Origin of the sequence: Streptomyces sp. NBC_00212 (assembly GCF_045206365.1) — a bacterium.
Taxonomy (GTDB): domain Bacteria; phylum Actinomycetota; class Actinomycetes; order Streptomycetales; family Streptomycetaceae; genus Streptomyces.
The window spans coordinates 7,705,222-7,723,511 of sequence record NZ_CP108115.1 but is presented as its reverse complement, the minus strand read 5'-3'; the positions used below and the strand labels follow the sequence as shown (position 1 = coordinate 7,723,511).

The 18,290-nt window shown below is 71.5% G+C and carries 19 protein-coding genes; 11 read left to right on the top strand and 8 right to left on the bottom strand.

The window, feature by feature from the left end:
- Positions 1 to 188 precede the first annotated feature (188 nt).
- Positions 189 to 785, top strand: a complete 597-nt coding sequence (locus OHA17_RS35220) for a Type-2Aa cytolytic delta-endotoxin (RefSeq protein ID WP_406509854.1) — start codon at positions 189 to 191, stop codon at positions 783 to 785.
- A 9-nt stretch (positions 786 to 794) separates the two neighbouring features.
- On the opposite strand, the gene OHA17_RS35215 is transcribed toward OHA17_RS35220, so the two are convergent.
- The 3 genes from OHA17_RS35215 to OHA17_RS35205 form a co-directional block, all read right to left on the bottom strand.
- Positions 795 to 2,504, bottom strand: a complete 1,710-nt coding sequence (locus OHA17_RS35215) for a ricin-type beta-trefoil lectin domain protein (protein WP_406509853.1) — start codon at positions 2,502 to 2,504, stop codon at positions 795 to 797.
- A gap of 316 nt (positions 2,505 to 2,820) precedes the next feature.
- Positions 2,821 to 3,471, bottom strand: coding sequence for a response regulator (locus tag OHA17_RS35210; protein WP_398875107.1), 651 nt, complete (start codon positions 3,469 to 3,471; stop codon positions 2,821 to 2,823).
- A 3-nt stretch (positions 3,472 to 3,474) separates the two neighbouring features.
- A complete protein-coding gene (locus tag OHA17_RS35205; RefSeq protein ID WP_406509852.1) occupies positions 3,475 to 4,680 on the bottom strand; it encodes a sensor histidine kinase in 1,206 nt (401 codons plus the stop codon).
- A gap of 168 nt (positions 4,681 to 4,848) precedes the next feature.
- On the opposite strand from OHA17_RS35205, the gene OHA17_RS35200 reads away from it, so the two are divergent.
- The 4 genes from OHA17_RS35200 (at position 4,849) to lepB (ending at position 8,538) form a co-directional block, all read left to right on the top strand.
- Positions 4,849 to 5,364, top strand: a complete 516-nt coding sequence (locus tag OHA17_RS35200) for a YceI family protein (protein ID WP_406509851.1) — start codon at positions 4,849 to 4,851, stop codon at positions 5,362 to 5,364.
- 70 nt (positions 5,365 to 5,434) lie between these two features.
- Positions 5,435 to 6,193 carry an N-acetyltransferase gene (locus tag OHA17_RS35195; RefSeq protein ID WP_406509850.1) on the top strand — a complete coding sequence of 253 codons (759 nt, stop codon included), beginning with the start codon at positions 5,435 to 5,437 and terminating at the stop codon, positions 6,191 to 6,193.
- 189 nt (positions 6,194 to 6,382) lie between these two features.
- Positions 6,383 to 7,498, top strand: coding sequence for an alpha/beta hydrolase (locus OHA17_RS35190; protein WP_398875099.1), 1,116 nt, complete (start codon positions 6,383 to 6,385; stop codon positions 7,496 to 7,498).
- A 167-nt stretch (positions 7,499 to 7,665) separates the two neighbouring features.
- Positions 7,666 to 8,538: a signal peptidase I gene (gene lepB, locus OHA17_RS35185; protein WP_406509849.1), complete on the top strand. Its 873-nt coding sequence runs from the start codon at positions 7,666 to 7,668 to the stop codon at positions 8,536 to 8,538.
- Between the two features lie 12 nt (positions 8,539 to 8,550).
- Here lepB and OHA17_RS35180 read toward each other — a convergent pair whose 3' ends face one another.
- The 4 genes from OHA17_RS35180 to OHA17_RS35165 all read right to left on the bottom strand — a co-directional run bounded on the left by OHA17_RS35180 (position 8,551) and on the right by OHA17_RS35165 (position 11,732).
- Complete coding sequence (locus OHA17_RS35180; protein WP_406509848.1) at positions 8,551 to 9,054, bottom strand: hypothetical protein; 504 nt, start codon at positions 9,052 to 9,054, stop codon at positions 8,551 to 8,553.
- Positions 9,051 to 9,701 carry an RNA polymerase sigma factor gene (locus OHA17_RS35175; protein ID WP_406509847.1) on the bottom strand — a complete coding sequence of 217 codons (651 nt, stop codon included), beginning with the start codon at positions 9,699 to 9,701 and terminating at the stop codon, positions 9,051 to 9,053. The genes OHA17_RS35180 and OHA17_RS35175 overlap by 4 nt, the downstream gene beginning before the upstream one ends.
- Before the next feature lie 97 nt (positions 9,702 to 9,798).
- Positions 9,799 to 10,290: an LAETG motif-containing sortase-dependent surface protein gene (locus tag OHA17_RS35170; RefSeq protein ID WP_406509846.1), complete on the bottom strand. Its 492-nt coding sequence runs from the start codon at positions 10,288 to 10,290 to the stop codon at positions 9,799 to 9,801.
- 212 nt (positions 10,291 to 10,502) lie between these two features.
- Complete coding sequence (locus OHA17_RS35165; RefSeq protein ID WP_406509845.1) at positions 10,503 to 11,732, bottom strand: carbohydrate-binding protein; 1,230 nt, start codon at positions 11,730 to 11,732, stop codon at positions 10,503 to 10,505.
- A gap of 150 nt (positions 11,733 to 11,882) precedes the next feature.
- Between OHA17_RS35165 and OHA17_RS35160 the strand changes: the two genes are divergently transcribed.
- Together OHA17_RS35160 and OHA17_RS35155 are read left to right on the top strand one after the other, a co-directional pair.
- Positions 11,883 to 12,353 carry a hypothetical protein gene (locus OHA17_RS35160; protein WP_406509844.1) on the top strand — a complete coding sequence of 157 codons (471 nt, stop codon included), beginning with the start codon at positions 11,883 to 11,885 and terminating at the stop codon, positions 12,351 to 12,353.
- Positions 12,354 to 12,380: 27 nt separating this feature from the next.
- Positions 12,381 to 13,535, top strand: a complete 1,155-nt coding sequence (locus tag OHA17_RS35155; RefSeq protein WP_406509843.1) for a D-alanyl-D-alanine carboxypeptidase family protein — start codon at positions 12,381 to 12,383, stop codon at positions 13,533 to 13,535.
- An 18-nt stretch (positions 13,536 to 13,553) separates the two neighbouring features.
- On the opposite strand, the gene OHA17_RS35150 is transcribed toward OHA17_RS35155, so the two are convergent.
- Entirely contained in the window at positions 13,554 to 14,486 is a 933-nt protein-coding gene (locus OHA17_RS35150; protein ID WP_406509842.1) for a LysR substrate-binding domain-containing protein, read from the bottom strand.
- 336 nt (positions 14,487 to 14,822) lie between these two features.
- On the opposite strand from OHA17_RS35150, the gene OHA17_RS35145 reads away from it, so the two are divergent.
- The 4 genes from OHA17_RS35145 to OHA17_RS35130 all read left to right on the top strand — a co-directional run bounded on the left by OHA17_RS35145 (position 14,823) and on the right by OHA17_RS35130 (position 18,289).
- Positions 14,823 to 15,269 (top strand): subtilase-type protease inhibitor, encoded by a 447-nt coding sequence (locus OHA17_RS35145; RefSeq protein ID WP_398875083.1) that lies wholly within the window; start codon positions 14,823 to 14,825, stop codon positions 15,267 to 15,269.
- Between the two features lie 203 nt (positions 15,270 to 15,472).
- Positions 15,473 to 16,564, top strand: coding sequence for a phosphatidylinositol-specific phospholipase C domain-containing protein (locus OHA17_RS35140; protein WP_406509841.1), 1,092 nt, complete (start codon positions 15,473 to 15,475; stop codon positions 16,562 to 16,564).
- Between the two features lie 423 nt (positions 16,565 to 16,987).
- Positions 16,988 to 17,386: a tyrosinase cofactor gene (locus OHA17_RS35135; RefSeq protein ID WP_406509840.1), complete on the top strand. Its 399-nt coding sequence runs from the start codon at positions 16,988 to 16,990 to the stop codon at positions 17,384 to 17,386.
- Positions 17,387 to 17,461: 75 nt separating this feature from the next.
- Complete coding sequence (locus OHA17_RS35130; protein ID WP_406509839.1) at positions 17,462 to 18,289, top strand: tyrosinase family protein; 828 nt, start codon at positions 17,462 to 17,464, stop codon at positions 18,287 to 18,289.
- The last annotated feature ends 1 nt before the right edge of the window (position 18,290 follow it).

Here is an 18,290-nt window from a genome sequence, read left to right as displayed (position 1 = left end):
GGCCTCACTTTCCGTGGTCCGTGCAGGTCAGAGACGTGCATGCCGTCACATACGGTCACTCCTGGTGAATCGCGAACGCCCGCAGGTCACTTCGCGTACGGAATGTGAGACCGAACTGCCGGTTCGGGGCCGCTTGTGCATACTGGCGTGTCGACGATTGATCACTTCCAACCCCCGCGGGAGCAGCCATGGTTGACCGGGCCACCAGCACAAGGGCCGCCTTCAAGGCGGTCGTCGAAGTCGGTCCGGACGCGCTCGACCAGGCGCGGGCCGCCGAGGCCGCGCTCCAGGAGGCGATCGCTCCGGCGGCCGGGGGCTTCGACTTCGGGGCCGTACGGTCGGCCGCGCGGGCGCTGCCGAACAGCTCCGTCGTCAAGATCATCCCCGGTTTCGGTCTTCAGGAGACCGCTCCGGTGCAGGTCATGGTGCTCACACTGAAGCAGGCCGTGTGCCAGGCGCTGGTCGAGCCGTTCGAGAACCCGGCGTTCTGGGCCAAGGCTGATGCCGCGCTGGCCCGGGTGTTCCTCGGCCTCGGCGAGCAGGAGGGGGCGGCGCACCTCGCCTTCCAGGACGGCGCGGACGGCACCCGCTACGTCTACCACCTGCTCTTCGCGCTCCAGGACGAGGAGACCGGCGGCCACCTGTACGTCGTCGCCTTCCGGGTCGAGGTGAGCGTGGCCGCGGACAAGGCGGAGCTCCTGTCGCTGGGCGCCGAGGACACCGCGGCGGTCACGATCCGCCTCGATGCGATCAGCGTGCGGCAGGAGCTCGCCGTCACGGCCTGACGCCGTCCGTCACACGGGCAGCGCCCAGGTCTGGTTGGCCTGGTGGTCGCCGCAGGTCCAGGTGTCGAGCTTGGTGCCGCTCGCCGTGCCGCCTCCGTACACGTCGAGACAGAGCCCGGATCCCGCGTTCACGAGCGTGCCGTCCTGGCCGCTGGTCCACCGCTGGGCGTCCGTGCCGGTGCAGGCCGAGAGGGTGGCGGCGCTTCCGGCGCCGGCCCCGCTCGCGGTCAGGCACTTGCCGAGCGCCCGTACGGTGTCGTCGCCGGCCAGGGTCCAGCGCTGGTTGGCGTTGCCGGTGCAGGGATAGAGGATCACCGCGGTGCCGTTGGCGGTGCCGCTGTTGGACACGTCCGCGCAGTTGGCGCCGTTGCCGGTGAGCTGGCCGGTGGGTACGGCGGGGGCGCAGCCGCTGCCCGGGGTGAGCCGCCAGATCGCGGTGCCGTGGGCCGGCACGGTCGCGGTCAGCGCCGAGGACGTCGTCGAACTCGCCCCGCTCCAGAGGTCCTTGGCCCTCACCTTGCAGCCGGGCAGGCCGATCGAGGCGAGCGAGGTGGAGATGTTCCGCGCGGAGGAGGACCGGTTGAGCACGGCGACGGCCCGGTCTCCATTTGCCAGCGGGCGGGCCAGGACGTCGGTGGTGCCGTTGGTGGCGACCACCCCGGCCTGCCGTCCCAGGCTGTCCTGGTCGATGGCGACGAGGGCGGTGTTGCCGAGGGCCGAGAGCCCGGCCGGGCTGAGGGCGGCCACGTCGGAGGAGAGGATCAGCGGGGCGGCCATCATCGACCAGAGCGCCACCTGGCTGCGGGATTCGTCGGCGGTCAGGCCCGGTGCCCCGGCGAGCACGAAGTCGGGGTCGTTCCAGTTGCCCGGTCCGGCGTAGCGGCCGATCCAGCGGTTGTAGCCGTAGTTGGTCAGCACGCTCGACCAGCGGCTCGTGTCGGGCTTGTTCGGGTCGTACGTCGCGATGTCGTAGCCCTCGCGCCAGAGCTGGCCGTCCTTGCCGACCCACGAGAGCACGTTGAACCAGCCGGGGTTGCCCCATTCGCCGGTCTGGAAGTAGGCGGGCGCCGATTCGGAGAAGACGATGTCGCGGCCGACGTCCGCCAGGGCCGCGGCCTCGGCGTCGTACGCCTGGCGGTAGGCGCCTTCCTTGGCCTGGCCGGGGGCGACGTACAGGTTGCAGCCGTCGAGCTTGAGGTAGTCCACGCCCCAGGAGGCGAAGGTGGCGGCGTCCTGGGCGAAGTGGTCGGGGCCGCCACCCTTGGGCTGTCCGCTGCCGGGGTAGCCGCCGCAGGTGCCCCAGCCGGCGTCCTCGTAGATGCCGAACCTGAGGCCGCGCGCGTGCAGGTAGTCGCCGAGCCAGGCCATGCCGTGCGGGAACCGGGCGGGGTCCGCGACGAGGTTGCCCGCCGCGTCCCGGCTCTTGGTCATCCAGCAGTCGTCCACGGTCAGCGTGTTGTAGCCCTTGGCGGCGAGGCCCTTGGAGACCAGCGCGTCGGCGTTGTGCACGACGGTTTGTTCGCTGATGTCGCACATGTAGTGCGCCCAGTTGTTCCAGCCCATCGGCGGGGTCGCGGCGAGCGGCCCGCTCTGGGCGGGGGCGGCCGCGGGCTTCGCGGGGGCCGGGGCGGCCAGGGCCCCGGTCGCGGTCAGCGGGACGGCCAGGAGCGCGGCCAGCAGAGCGGCGGCTCTGCGGCGGCGCGTGGGAAGTGACGGCACGACAGATTCCTTCCTGGCCCGGCCGGTTGGGGCCCGGGCGGGATGCGTCGGAGGGCAGGGGAAGGTGCCGATCCCGCCGGCACGAGCCTGCCGGAGGGCACCCGCCAGTGCAGTACTGATGCTCGTATCTGTCAATGGCTCCCATTCAACGAGCACAAACAAGCATCCGCCGCCGCCCGCACCGTGCCCGGCATTGCCACGGCGTGTCCGGCCGCGGGCCGTCCGGGGGCGTCGAACGGCCCCGCACATGCTTGCGCAGGCCGGACACGCCGACGACTCAACTGCCGTACGAATCCGGGGCGTTGGCCCGGCACCGCTACGGTGCGACCACACCCGCCTCGTGGGCGAGCAGCCCGGCCTGGGTGCGATTGGCGCATTCGAGTTTGTCGAGCATGCGCGACACATAGCCCTTGACGGTCGCCTCCGACAGATAGAGCCGGGCCGCGATCTGCGCGTTGGAGAGCCCCTCCCCCAGGCCCGCCAGGACCTCGGCCTCGCGCTCGGTCAGCTGCGCGACGCGTTCGCGTGCCCGGTCGCGGGCCGACAGGCCGTCGGTCGAGGCCGCGATCAGCCGCCGGGCGGCGGCGGGCGACAGAACGGTGTGCCCCTCGGCGGCCACCCGGACGAGCCCGATGAGATCCTCCGGCGGGGTGGACTTCACCAGGAACCCCGAGGCCCCGGCGCGCAGCGCCCGCAGGACGTACTGGTCGGCGTCGAAGGTCGTGAGCACCACGATGGGCGGCGCGTCCGGGCGCCGGGCCAGCTGCTCGATGGCGGTGATCCCGTCCGTGCCCGGCATGCGCAGATCCATGAGGACGACATCGGGCCGGTGGCGCAGCACCGCTGCCACGCCCGCCGCCCCGTCGTGCGCCTCGGCGACGACCTCGATGTCGGCGGCCGAGCCCAGGATCGTACGGAGGAATCCGCACACCATCGGCTCGTCGTCCACGACAACCACTCGGATCACAGGTCACACCATCGATTCCGCTGTCGGTACAAAGGCGGGCAGTACGGCCTCGACGCAGAACCCGCCGTCCGGTTCCGGACCGGCCCGCAGGCTTCCGTGCACGAGCTCTATCCGTTGCCGCAGCCCCGCGATGCCGAGGCCCGAACCGGTGCGCGCCAGCTCGCTGTTGGGCCCGCCGCTCGGCCGGGTGTTGCGCACGGCGACCCGGACCCGCCTCTCGTCGTACTCGACCTCGACGGTGACGCGCGCCCCGGGGGCGTGCTTGTGCACGTTGGTCAGCGCCTCGCGCACGGTGCGGTACGCGGTGCGGCCGACCACGGGTGAGGCCAGCGACCGGTCGCCCCGCTCGGCCAGTTCCACCGGCACGCCCGCCGCCGTCGACTCGGCGACCAGCGCCGCGAACCCGTCGAGCGAGGGGGTGGGGTCGTCTTCCGGCGCGGTGCGCAGAATGCCGACCAGGTCGCGCAGTTCCTCAAGGGCCTGGCAGCCGGCCGCCCGCAGTTCCTCGGCCGCGCGCCGGGTCGCCTCGTCGGAGGCCGTCACGCGCAGCGCGCCCGCCTGGAGCACCATGAGGCTCACCCGGTGGGTCACCACATCGTGCATCTCACCGGCAAGACGTGCGCGTTCCTCGGTGCAGGCCCGCTCGGCGAGGAGATAGCGCTCGCGTTCGGCCCGTTCGGCACGCTCGGTCAGGGCGCACACGAGGCGCCTGCGCGCGTCGAAGTACAGGGCGAGCAGGGGGCCGACGGCCGTGCGCAGCAGGCCGATGGTGATGACCGTGATGGACGGCTGCCAGGCCCGGGCGACGATCAGCGTGAAGATGCCGAGCACGAGGAACGCCATGCGCCGGTTGCGGGCGTTCTTCCCGTAGAAGAGGGGGCCGTAGGCCGCGAGGGCCGTCGAGAACGGGGCCCACACATTGCCCGGGTTCGCGGGAGTGAGCGCGTGCACCGGCGAGATCAGCAGGGTCACGGCGAGCGTGAACGCGCCGAGGACCGCCACCACCGTCAGCGGGGCCCGACGGCGGGCCACCAGCGAGAGGCAGGCGAGCGCCTGCAGGCCGAGCAGCGTCCAGGCGAGGGGGCCGGGCCGCTCGGGCCACCAGGTCGCGCCGACCAGCGTGATGGCGGTGTCGCCCAGGGCGAAGCAGAAGGCGAGCGCCGCATCCACGGCGAGCGGATGCCGATGGGGCCACGGTCCGTCACTCATGCGGCTTACGGTAGGTCATCCCCGGGCGCGGGATCGCGACAGCGGACCTTCCGGTCCGGGCACACCCTACGAAAGTCGCATGCCGCCCCGGGCGGCCCTTCTTTCGTCGCCCCGGAACCCGACCGCCCGCCCTGCCGCCCGGCACCCGTTCCGCGGTGGAATCGAGTCATGGAAACGAATCAGGACAGGACCACGGCGGCCCCCGGTCTCGGGCGCTACGCGATCGACCCGGGCGGCTCGACCGTCACCTTCCGGACCCGGCACGTGTTCGGGCTGCTTCCGGTGAGCGGCAGCTTCGCGATCCGGTCCGGGACCGTCGACATCGCCGAGCCGCTCGACGCGTCGAACGTCAGCGCCGAGATCGACACGGCGAGCTTCAGCACCGGCAGCCGGCAGCGGGACGCCGTCGTACGCTCGCCACGCTTTCTAGACGCCGACCGCCACCCACTGATCACCTTCACCGCGGACCGCCTCGACGGCACGAACGTGCTCGGCACGCTCACCGTGTGCGGCATCGCCCGCCCGCTGAGCCTGTCCATAGCGGAGTCCACCTTGTCGACGGGCGCGTTCACCGCCGTCGCCACGGCCCGGATCGACCGCACCGCGTTCGGGGTGACCGCGTCCCCGGGCATGGCCGGGCGCCATCTCGACATGACGGTGCGGGTCCGGTGCGCGCGCCCGTGACGTCGGCCGAGGATCAGCCGGGGCCAAAAGCACTGGTAGGAACGACGGACCTCTGACAGGGTCCAGTTCCGTGACGCACAGCGACAACATCGAGATCAGCACCCTCGCCGAGCGGCCCGAACTGGCCTCCCGGCTCTACGACATCAGCGACACCTGGCCCGAGTTCATAGCCCGGGACCTGGTCGGCTACGCCCTGCTCGGCCGGGTGCCCGAGGAGTTCCCGCAGTACTGCGTGGTGGCCACCGAGGGCGGCCGGCCGATCGCCCGCGGGTACAGCGTGCCCTTCGACGCGGCGCTCGACGGCCGCGAGGAGATGCCGGACCGGGGCTGGGACCAGGTCCTGGCGTGGGCCTTCGACGACCTCCGGCGCGGGCGTCCGCTGACGACGGCGAGCGCGCTGGAGATCACGATCGACGTCGGCCACCTCGGGCGGGGCCTGTCCCACCGCATGCTGGCCGCGATGCGCGACGCGGTGCGGCGCCAGGGTCTTGGCGCGCTGGTGGCGCCGGTGCGCCCCACGGCCAAGCACCTCCGGCCTCGGGTGCCCATGGCCGAGTACATGCGCGAGGTCAGGGACGACGGGCTGCCCGCCGACCCGTGGCTGCGTGTCCACGTCAGGGCCGGCGGCACCATCGAGAAGGCGGCCGCCGCGTCGATGACGGTGAGCGGGACGCCGGCCGAGTGGCGCCGGTGGACCGGCCTCCCCTTCGACCGGGACGGCGAGATCGAGGTGCCGGCCGCCCTGGTCCCGGTGCACTGTGACACCCGTCACGATCGCGTCAGCTATGTGGAACCCAACGCGTGGGTGCGCCACGGCCTGCGGCCCTGAAACGAGGGCGTCCGGTCGCGGCGCCGGGCCGGGAACGGCGAGGACGCTCCGCAACCACCATTGACGGATCAGTCACTTTCACAAGATTTGTAAGACAAATCCGGAACCCATTGGTCACTCTTGCCCATCCCGTCTGGTGAACGAAACAGGCATGCCCTTGGGCCAAAGAACCAATCCGGAGCGATCGCAATGACCAACCCCCGCAACGGGGCCTACCAGTCTCGGGGCCACCGCCGGGCCAGCCGCGCCAAGCGCTGGATACTCGGCGTGGTCTCGCTCGTCGTGCTCGGCCTGATCGCGTGGCCCGTCCTGAACTACTTCGACGTCTTCTCGGACAAGGGCGACGCGATCAGCTTCGGGCAGGACGGCGGCGCGGGCGGTGGGGACAAGCCCGGCGGTGGCTCGGCGAAGGGGGCCGACTCCAAGGTCCTCATGCCGACCGGCCCGGAGGCCAAGTTCACGGTGGCCGGCACGGTCCCCGAGAACGACACCAAGATCGCTGTGACGACCCTCGAAGGCAAGAAGTCCGGCTTCAAGGGCAAGGTCTGGGTCTGGGTCCCGCCGGAGTACAAGGACCCGAAGTACGCCAAGAGCGGCTTCCCGGTCATGGTCGCGCTGCCCGGCGGCGCCGGCTACCCGACCAACTACTGGATGGGCACGGACCTCAAGCTGGAGGCGAGCATCTCCCAGTGGTCCAAGGAGGGCAAGAGCCTCCCGTTCATCCTGGCGATGCCGGTCCTGAACCCCCACCCGGACACGGGCGGCCTGTACTGGGACGCGAGTGACATCCCGGGCCAGCCGAAGATGGGCACCTGGCTCACGGAGGACGTCCCCGACCTCATCAAGGCCAACTTCCGTACGATCAAGTCGCGTGACGGCTGGGCCTTCATGGGCTCCTCCACCGGCGGCTTCGCGGGTCTCAAGAGCGTGCTGCAGAAGCCGGACCAGTTCAAGGCGGTCATCGCTTCGGGCCCCGACATCGTCCCCGACTCCCGCCTGTGGGCCGGGCACGACAAGGAGAAGGCGGAGAACAACCCGAACCTGCTCGCCCAGAAGCTGATCGACGCGAAGCACCCGGACGTCTATCTGGCCTTCCAGGTCGGCACCGTGGGCTCCGACGCGCAGGCCAAGCCGAAGATCGAGGAGTTCATCAAGAAGTTCGGCAACAAGGGCCCGGTCAAGACGAAGCTCAGCGTCATCCAGGGCGGCGACCACAACGCCAAGACGTATGTGCCGAACATGGCCAACGGCGGCCTCATCCAGTGGATCAGCGAGCACATGCAGGGCCCCGAGCCCGCGTCCTGACCCGCCCCCCTCGCACCGTGGAGCCCCTGCCGTCCGGCGGGGGCTCTCGCGTACCCGGGTCCTTCGGATGCAGGAATGCGGGCGAACACCCCCCGCAGACCACGGTGATCAGGACCGTCCGGAACTACCGTTCGTTGGTCAGGTCGTGGACCCACGCCGCCCGGCGCATGGGCCTCGGTACGAACGGAGGAGCGGGCGTGGGGAATTCAGCGATCGGCGCGGACGGAAGCCCACAGACCGAGGGTGAGGAACCGCACGGACCGCGCCGGCCCAAAGCCGGGAAGCACCGCTCGTTCTGGAAGGAACTGCCGATCCTCATCGGTGTCGCGCTGGTGCTCGCGCTCTTCATCAAGACATTTCTGGTGCAGGCGTTCTCCATCCCGTCCGAGTCCATGGAGAACACGCTGCGGCCCGGCGACCGCGTCCTCGTCGACAAGCTCACGCCCTGGTTCGGCTCGGAGCCGGGGCGCGGCGAGGTCGTCGTCTTCCACGATCCCGCCAACTGGCTTGACGGAGAGTCGACTTCGCAGCCGAACGTCGTGCAGAAGATCCTGTCGTTCGTCGGGGTCATGCCGTCGGCCAACGAACAGGACCTGATCAAGCGGGTCATCGGGGTCGCCGGCGACACCGTGGAGTGCAAGGGCACCGGCCCCTTGAAGGTCAACGGCAAGCCGCTCGTCGAGCCGTACGTCAATCCCAGCGGCACGCCGTGCTCGGCCGACGACCAGGGCGGCCAGTTCAAGGTGACCGTGCCCAAGGGCAAGATGTGGGTGATGGGCGACAACCGGCAGCGCTCCGCGGACTCCCGCTACCACCAGCACGACAAGACTCACGGGTTCGTCCCGGTCGGCGACGCCGTGGGCCGCGCCTTCGTGGTCGCCTGGCCCGTCTCCCGCTGGGCGACGCTGCCCGTCCCCGACACCTTCGACCAGCCCGGCATCAACACCGCAGCCGCCCTCGCACCGGGCGCGCTCTCCCTCGCGGGCGCGGTGCCCGCGGTGCTGGTGCGCCGGCGACGGATCGGCGGCCGCCGCGACTGACCGGCCCCGGCGTCAGCGCGTCGCGGGCGCGGACGGCGGCGCGGGCCCGAGGGGCGTGGCGCCGCGTGCCGGTGCTCCCGTCACCGGGCCCGCCCCGGGCTTCGACGAGGGTGGGGTGGGCGTCTCGCTCCGCGACTTCGAGCGGTCGCCCGACGGCGGGTCCGCAGACGGCGACGGCAAGGGGCCAGGTGTCTTGGACGGAGCCGGCGTCGGAGTCGGCGGGGGCTGGACGGGGCCCGGCGAACTGGCGGGCAGCGGGCGCTGCTCGTCGTGGCCGGAGGCCAGCGTGACATAGCCGACCGCTATGGCTGCGGCAGTGGCGAGCCCGGCCAGCGGCAGGGCGAACCGGCGCAGCCGCAGCCGGGCCAGCGCGGTGCGGCGCAGATGGGGCCCCGGCGGGTCGGCGGGCCGCAGATCCGCGTGGGTGATGCCGTCCGCGCGGGCGGCCAGGGCGCCGCGCAGCCGCCTCTCGACCGGACGCTCGGGGGTTTCGGGCCCGCTCCAGTGGCCGCTCATACCCGTGCCTCCAGGATCTTCTCCAGCGAGTCGAGGGCCCGGCTCGCGATGGACTTCACCGAGCCCCGGCTGATGCCGAGAGTGGTCGCGATCTCCGCCTCCGTGAGGTCGCTCCAGTACCGCAGGACGAGCACCTCGCGGCGCCGCACCGTCAACTGGCCCAGAGCGGCGAGGACTTCGCGGTGTTCCTCGTCCAGGACGACGCGTTCTTCGGCCGAGGGTGCGTCGGGTATGTGGGGCGGGGTGTAACCGCGGGCCGTGCGGCGCCGGCGCAGCACGGAGCGCGAGGCGTTGACGACGGCGGTGCGCAGATAGGCGAGCGCGTTGTCGATCTCGTCGATGTGCTCGCCGTGGCGGCGGTACAGCGCGGTGAACGCGTCCTGCACGACGTCCTCGGCGCTCGCCCGGTCGTCCACCAGCATGACCGCGAGATGCACCATCTTGAGCCGGTGCGCGTGGTAGAGCTCACTGACGGTCGGCGGCGCGGCCCCGGGCTCGCGGGCGTCACCCGACCGGCTCCGGCCGAACGCCTCCACGCGTCCCTCGCGGGGTGCGGTGCGGCCCCGGCGCAGCAGTCCGCGCCACCGGGGGGCGAGTCGGCTCAGCGCGAAGGGGATGGCCGGGTGCGGTGCGGCGGTGTACTCCATCAGTTCCTCGGTGCGCAGGCGTGGCCCCGCCCTGGTCGTGGGCGGGGCCGTGGGGTGCCTCGGTGCCGGTGTCCGAACCCCGTCCGGACACCGGTTCTCAGTGCTGTTGCCGCCGCCGTACGGCGTAGACGGTTCCGGCGCCCGCGAGGATCAGCGCGCCGGCTCCGGCGCCCATCACCGTGGTGGTCGTGGACGAACCAGTATGGGCCAGCTCCTTCTGGTCCGAGGGTGCGGGGGCGGCGGCCGGTGCGGCCGGCTTGGCATCCGTGCCGGGCGCCTCCACACCGGGCGTCGCCGGGCTCTTCGGCTGCGCGGTCGCAGGGGCGGCCGCGGGCTGCGCGGTCGGCGGCTCGGCCGACTGCTTGCCTTCGCCCGCGCGCTTGACCGGCGAGGACGGGACGGCGCTCGCGTCGGCCGCCGCGGCCGGGGCCGGGCGCTTGGGCTGGGCGCTCGGCCCGTCCGCGTACGCCGTACCGGCGAGCGCGGGGACGGCGAGGGCGAGGAGCAGGCCGCTCGCCGCCGCGGCGCCGGCGAGCCGGCGGGGGCTGCGGGAGGCGGGGCGGTCGGGACTGTGCTGGGGGACGGTCACGTTGTGCTTCTCCACGGTCGGCAGGCGGCGCGGTAATTGCGCCTTCACCCCTGACGACGTGCGATGGCGACGGGGGTTGCCGCTCGTCCGCAAAAAACTTCCGGGGCCGGTGAAACTCCCCTCGTCCCCGTGCGCGGGGACGGCTCCGGCCCGGCGCGGTGTGCCGCGCGGGCCGGAGCCGTCTCCTCAAAGGAGCTCGGGCCGCGGAAGGTTCAGCAGGTGCCCTCGTCCTGCCAGACCCCCCACTCCCCCGTTGTCCCGGGCTCCTCGTTCTGGGTCCACCACTTGGCCTTCCACTTGTGGCCGTTGTGGGAGACCTCGTTGCCCTGCGTGTAGACCGCGCCCGAGCTCCAGGCCGCCACCGCGCAGGTGCCGCCCGGCGAGGAGGGCGGCGCAGAGGACGGCGGGGGCGAGGAGGGCGGGGTGGCTCCGGCGAACTTCACGGAGTACTTGGCGAAGTCCCAGGCGGCCTGCGGAACGCTGCTGCACGTGCCCGACGTCGTGCCGTTGTTGTCGGGCGGGCTGCACTGCCGGTCCCGGTTGAGGGACCAGAAGGTGAAGCGGGCCATGCCGTGGCTCGTCGCGTAGTCGAGCACCGTCTGGAAATCTCCTTGCGAGAAGAACTCGCCGGTGTCGCTGCGGCCGTTCATCCCGGAGAAGCCCTCGTGGGCGTAGGCGGTCGCCGCGTTCCAGCCGAACGTCGACTGGAGTATCGAGTTGAAGTTGGTCAGCGCGCTCGTCTGGGCGGCGGCCCCGCTGAACCCCCCGTCGAACGGCATGATCGAGAAGTTGTCGGGCACAAAGCCCTGCGTCTTGGCCTCGTTCAGCATCTGCTTCCCGAACCAGCCGGTGCCGTCCGCGGTTCCGGCGGTGGTCACCGACACGTACAGGCCCGGGTTGTTCTGCTGGAGGATCTTGGCGGCGCCGATCTCGTGGGAGATGGCGGTGGTGTTCTCGTACTCCGGCTCTTCGAGGTCGAAGTCGATCGCCCTGAGCTGGTACTTGGTGATCACCTGCTGGTACGCGGCCGCGGTGGAGGCCGCGTCCGAGCAGTTCTGGCCGAGCTTGGTGCCGCCGTAGCCGCCGACGGAGGCCGAGACGTCGCCGCCCTTGGCACGGATCGAGGAGATGATTCCGGCGACCGCGGTGTCGGAGGAGGCGGGCGCCGTGCCGCCCCAAGTCGGGCTGCAACCACCGCCGTTGGGGGCGAGGACGAACGCGAGCTGGAAGGCCTTGAGGCCGGTGGCGTCCATGATGGCGGAGGTGTCGGGCGGGTTGTTGTCCAGCGGCATCAGATAGGGCGCGGCCGCGTACCAGCGGCCGCCGAGCCCGGCCGCGTCCGCGGTCGCGCCCGAGGCCTGACCGGTGACGAAGGCGGTGAGCCCGGCGGCTGCCAGTGCGGCGCTGGCGGCGCCGCAGAGGAGAGCACGAAGTGGCTTCATGTCGAGGTCTCCTGGGGGTGGGAGGGGCTCCCAGAATTGGGCGATGGCCGGAACACGTCAACGACTTGGACTAGACCATTGCTGTTCCTTGAACAAAGGAAACGGGCCCCCGCGAACAGAACCGGCCACAAGGGGCGCACAGCGCGGCATATGCATCGGATTGCTGAGGTTCCTGCGGCCGCCGTGCACACGGCCGCCCGGCACGTGCGGGCCGAGCAGCGGCTGCGCGCCCTGTCCGCGGCCGGGGCCGGGTCGTCCACCGCAGCGCCCTGCCTGTACCCGCACCATCTGCAGTACGGCGAGCCGCACGACGCCCGGCACTGGCGGGAGCAGAGCGAGGTCCTGGCGAACGGCGTCCCACCGGCCCCGCCGTACCGCCTCCATCCCATCGAGCACGAACCCCTGCTGCCGCAGCCCCGCAGCGGCCCGGCCTCGGCCGGCAGCGTCGAAGAGGCCGTCGGCCCGCTGTCGCCCGGGGAGCTGTCGGGCCTCGCCGGCCTGGTCAGCAGGCTCACCGCGGCCAGCGACCGCGGCTTCGGCACGTTCGTGCGGCCGGACCCCGGCCTGGCCGCCGCCGGATGCCTGCCGTGTAGGCCGGACGGCACAAGCCGACCTGCGTGATGTCCGTTCTGTTCCTACGGTGGCTGAATGGTCATCAGATCCGGATTCCGCTCCATGGCTGCTCTCACCGCCACTGCCGCCATCGGTCTGTGCTGCCTCGCTCCGACGCCCGAGAGCTCCGCCGCCGCGCCCCAGCCGGGCCCGCCGACGGGTGAACACGTACGTCCTCGGCGGGACGCGCCCGCCCTTCCGAGTGACGTGTCGGCCCTTTCGTACGTGGTCGCGGACGCCCGCACGGGCAAGGTCCTCGCCGCCCGGGACGCCCATCGCAAGCTGCCGCCGGCCAGCACTCTCAAGACGCTGTTCGCGGTCACGGCGCTCCCCCATCTGCGCGCCGATGACCGGCACACGGTCTCCGACCAGGACCTCGCGGGCATCGGCCCGGGCAGCAGCCTGGTGGGCGTCGAGTCCGGGCACACCTACCAGGTGTCCGACCTATGGCGCGGGGTGTTCCTCAGCTCCGGCAACGACGCCGTGCACGTCCTTGCCTCGCTGAACGGCGGCTGGGAGGAGACCGCGGCCCAGATGCAGGCCCAGGCCCGGCGGCTCGGCGCGCTCGACACCGAGGTCGTCTCGCCCGACGGCTACGACAGCCCGGGCCAGGTCTCCTCCGCGTTCGACCTCGCGGTGTTCGCCCGGGCGGGCCTGGCCCGCCCGGACTTCGCCGAATACTGCTCGACCGCGTCAGCGCAGTTCCCCGGCACAGGCGGCTCGTACGGGATCGTGAACACCAACCGCCTCCTTTCGGGGAGCGACGGGATCGCCCGGTATCCGGGGATCATCGGGGTCAAGAACGGCTACACGACCCATGCGGGCAACACCCTGATCGCGGCCGCCAAGCAGGGCGAGCGCACCTTGCTGGTGACCGTCATGAATCCACAGGCCGGCGGCGGATTCACGGTCTACGAGGAGGCTCGCAGCCTGCTCGACTGGGGCTTCAGGGCCTGGGACAGCGTCGACGCGGTGGGCTCCCTGGAACCCGTGCGGCCCACCAAGTCGGCCAGGCGCCAGGCCCAGATCACGCACGCGGCGGCGACGAAGCCGATCCGTGCGGCGGACGAAGGCGATTCGGTCTGGCCGGTGGCGGGTTCCGTGGCCGGGGGCCTCGCCGTCGCCGGAACGTTCGTCCTGTTGGTACGCCGCCGCACGGGCCGGGTTCGCGATGAGCGCCCCGTGGAGTGAGCGCCCACCGCGCGCCCGTCAGCTCGGCCCTGTTCGGCCGGCGGGCGCCGGCCCTGCGAGCGCGGCTCGCAGCCGGGCCAGCAGGGCCCGGCCCGCGGGTCCCGCCGGGCCCTGGGTGCGCCAGGCCAGGGCGATCCGGCCGCGCGGTTCCGGCTCGGTGATGCGCAGGGTCCGCAGGCCCTCGGCGTAGCCCGCGCCGTGGGGGGACGCGGGGAGCACGGCGACGCCGAGGCCGCGCACGGCGAGCCGGGCCAGGAGTTGCGGGGAGCCCGCCTCGAAGGCGATGCGCGGCCGGATTCCGGCTTCGGCGCAGGCCCGGTCGAGGAGCGCGCGCAGGCCGGTGCCGCGCGGCAGGCTGATGAGCGGGCGGCCCTCCAACTCGGCGAGGCGGACCTCCGTGCGGCCGGCAGTGAGGAGCGGGTCGCCCGGGGCGACGGCGGCCACCAGGGGCTCGTCGACGACCACTTCGAGCGAGATCCCCGGCGGCACCGCGTCCTGCGCGAGTCCGGCCAGGGCGATGTCGAGCCGACCCGCGAGCAGCGCGGCGAGCATCCGCTCGGAGGTGTCCTCGGTGAGCGTGATCTCGACGTCGGGGTGGGCGTCGTGGAAGTCGGCCAGGAAGGCCGCCACGTCGAAATCCTGGGTGACGACTCCGGGGACCACTCCGATGGTGACGTGGCCGCGGAGCAGCCCGGTGAACTCGTCCACGGTGTGCCGGACCGCATCGACGGCGGCCAGCGCGGCCCGCGCGTGGGGCAGCGCCGCCTCGCCCGCCTCGGTGGTGGTGACCGAGCCGCCGGTGCGGTCAAGCAGGGGCTGGCCGAGCTCCCGCTCCAACTGCCGGATCTGCGCGCTGATCCCGGGTTGCGCCACATGCAGACGGGCGGCGGCGCGGGTGAAGTTGGCCTCCTCCACCACCGCGACGAAGTACCGCAGCTGTCGAAGCTCCATGCCCCGGATCCTAGGGGGTGTCCGATGGGCCATGGCCGGGGCCGCAGCTCTCCCCCACCACAGAGTCACACTCGGACCAGTCCTCAATTCAGCCTAAGATTCCCAGAATTCAGCTTCCATTTGCCTTGAAATCGACCAAGCATCCAGCAACACGCCTTTCTTTTGGCCGATGTTGGGGAGGTCGGCGACCTGCACACCAGTGCGATGTCCTGCATGGATGCGGCCCCCTCGGGTCACTTCGCGTGACCGAATGTTTCCGGTGTGTTGCGCGGAGCTCTCAGCTGCGGGAGAGACTCCTGTTCGTTCTTCGGAAACCAACCCCCAGGAGTGTTCGAAATGCGGAAGATCGCAGCAGTCAGTGCCCTCGCCGTCGCCTTGCTGGCCAACGGACTTGTCGGTACGGGACTCGGCAGCGCGACCGCGGCCCCGGCCGACGCCATGAAGCCCATGAGCCTGTACCCGCCGTCCGCGCTCGTGATCAGCATCGAGGCCGGAACCGGCGACGAGGGCGCCTCCGTCCAGCGTGCGGTCACCCTCAGCTGCGCCCCGACGCCGTCGGGCACGCACCCCGCGCCGGCTGCGGCATGTGCCGAACTCAAGCGCGCGCAGGGTGACTTCACCGCCCTCTCCGCGAGCGGTGCCCCACGGATCTGTACCAAGGTGTGGAACCCGGTCACGGTCCGGGCGGACGGTGTCTGGAACGGCAAGCGGGTCAGCCACGTACAGACCTACGGCAACTCCTGCATGAAGGCGGCCGGCTCCGAGGCCGTGTTCAACTTCTAGGCGGCCGGCTCCGAGCCTGCTTTCAACTCGGCCCATCCATGGCCGGGTTCACCCTCGGGCGGGGACCCAAGGGTCACATCCTCGGGCCGGACCGGCCGCAGGGGGTGACAGGAGGAATCCAACTCGCGTTACTTGACATGTCTTCGTCGCTTCACCCGACGATGGCACTGTCCTGACGGAGAGTCACCCCCCTAGGAGGACCCGTGTCGGATCCCCGGCCCAGACGATTCACGCCCCGGCTGCGCACAGCCCTGCTCGGCGCGCTCGCCGCCTGCCTCGCCCTTACCGCGGCGGGTGCCGGCGGCAGCGCTTCCGCGGCGGGGCCCGAGACCCTGCCGCTGTCCGGGGCCACCGTCTCCGGCCTGCACAACACCTACGACCCGGCCGCCTTCCCGTACTTGGCACAGGCCCTCGACACCGGCACGTCGATGATCGAGCTCGACGTGTGGGACGACTTCATCACCAAGGAGTGGAAGGTCAGCCACTCCAACCCGCTGGGCAACAGCAACAACTGCGTCAACGCCAGCACCCCCGGCCAGCTCTACACGGGCGGCGCCAACAAGAACCTGGAGAGCTGCCTGGACGACGTACGGGTCTGGCTCGCCGCCCACCCCGGGCATCCGCCGCTGGTCATCAAGCTGGAGATGAAGGCGGGCTTCCAGGCCACGTACGGCATGGGCCCCGCCAAGCTCGACCAGGCGATCAGCGACCACCTCGGCTCGGCGGTCTTCCGCCCGGCGGACCTGCTCGCCAAGCCGGGCGGCGGCCAGTACGCCACGCTCGACGAGGCCGCGAACGCGGGCAACTGGCCGACCCGCGCGGCGCTCGCGGGCAAGGTGATGCTCGAAGTGATCCCGGGCACGGTCGAGGAGGGCAACCCCACCGACAGCCTGTGGACGGACGTCGAGTACGCCCGCTACCTGCGCGACCTCGCGGCAGCCGGACGCACGGGCCAGGCCCAGGTCTTCCCGGCGGTCCACAACGCCCAGGCGGGCGACCCCCGTTCACGCTATGCCGACACCTCGATCCGTCCGTGGTTCGTGGTCTTCGACGGTGACGCGGCGACGTACACGAACGGTTCGATCGACACCAATTGGTACGACGCGCACCACTACTTCGTCGTCATGACCGACGCGCAGAACGTGGCCCCGGCCCTCGACGACAAGAACCCGTCCCCGGCGGACGCCCAGGCACGGGTGGCCCGGCTCGCCGCCGCCCACGCCAGTGTCGCCTCCAACGACTGGACCTCTCTTCCCCAGGTCCAGTCGCTGGCCCTGCCCCGCGGGGTGGGCTGACGGGACCCGCACGGACCGGGGCGGCGGATCTCAACCAGCCCATTCGGTGGGCGACTTGACGGTCATTGCCGCCCCGTCCGTGCGGTTCCGCTCGGCCACGGCGGCCGCCCCTGGCCCGTTCAAGCCACCGGCCGAACACAGGCGGGCATTTCCGGTCACCTTCCGGGCGTGAGGCCGACCACAGCCGACCCATCGAGGCAACAAGATTTTCACAGACTTGGCATATTCCCCGGGGAATCTTCACGAATGGCGGCCTGGTGACCGGTGTTCAGCAAGAACCCCCTTGTTGAACACTGCACTTCGAATCGGGACATGTCCGCATAGCGGCCAACCAATCCGTCCGGACTTCTTGCTCCGTGGCCCTGGCCGGTAGGGATGGCACTGAACCACTTGCCAACCCACCGCGAATCAATGGGGATTCCTATGTCTCGACCGTCCCGACCCACCCGCCGCCAAGCCCTCGGCGCCACCGCCGGCACCCTCGCCGGTCTCGCCCTGGCCGGCTCGGCACACGCCTCGACCGCCGCCGCCCGCACGCGGTCCGATGCGGCACGAACCGGCCACGAGGGACACGACGCGCCCGAAGCCTTCGACGAGGTGTTCCAGGGGCGCCGGATACAGGGCGCGCCCGGCGCCGGGCACATGCACCACGGCGGCGGGTACGCCGTGCGGATAGACGGCCAGGAACTGCATGTGATGCAGAACGCCGACGGGACCTGGATCAGTGTGGTGAACCACTACCAGCCCTCTCCCACGCCCCGCGCGATCGCCCGCGCCGCCGTCGTGGAGCTCCAGGGCGCCGCCCTCGTCCCGCTCGCCTGAGCCGAGGAAGCGGGCTCGCGAGGCCCGCCCGGTTCACCCGCCCTTCCGCACACCAGCCCAACCAGGAGCACAGCCATGGCCGTTCGCAAGAATCAGGCGCATCTGACCGCCACCGAGAAGCGCCGCCTCGTCGACGCGCTGCTTCAGCTGAAGCGCAACGGAAAGTACGACGCCTTCGTCACCACGCACAACGCGTTCATCATGAGCGACACCGACACGGGCGACCGGGTCGGCCACCGCTCGCCGTCGTTCCTGCCCTGGCACCGCAGATTCCTCATCGAGTTCGAGCAGGCCCTGCAGTCGGTCGACCCTTCGGTCACCGTGCCGTACTGGGACTGGACGGTCGACCGCACCCCGAGTTCGTCGCTGTGGGCGGCCGACTTCCTCGGCGGCACCGGGCGCAGCCGGGACGGCCAGGTGATGGACGGGCCGTTCGCGCAGAGCGCGGGCGGCTGGCCCGTCAACGTCCGGGTGGACGGCCGCACTTACCTGCGCCGGGCGCTCGGCGTGAACGTCGCCCAGCTGCCGACCCGGGCCGAGGTCGACGGCGTCCTCGCCATGACGACGTACGACATGGCGCCGTGGAACAGCGCGTCCGACGGCTTCCGCAACCACCTCGAAGGCTGGCGCGGGGTCAATCTGCACAACCGGGTCCACGTCTGGGTCGGCGGGCAGATGGGGACGGGAGCCTCGCCCAACGACCCGGTGTTCTGGATGCACCACGCGTTCGTGGACAAGCTCTGGTCGCAGTGGCAGGCCTTGCACCCGGGCTCGCCCTATCTGCCGACGGCGGGGACGCGGGACGTGGTGGACCTGCACGACACGATGCGGCCGTGGAACAACGTGACCCCGGCGGATCTCCTCGACCACACGCGCTACTACACGTACGACACGGCGGCCTGAG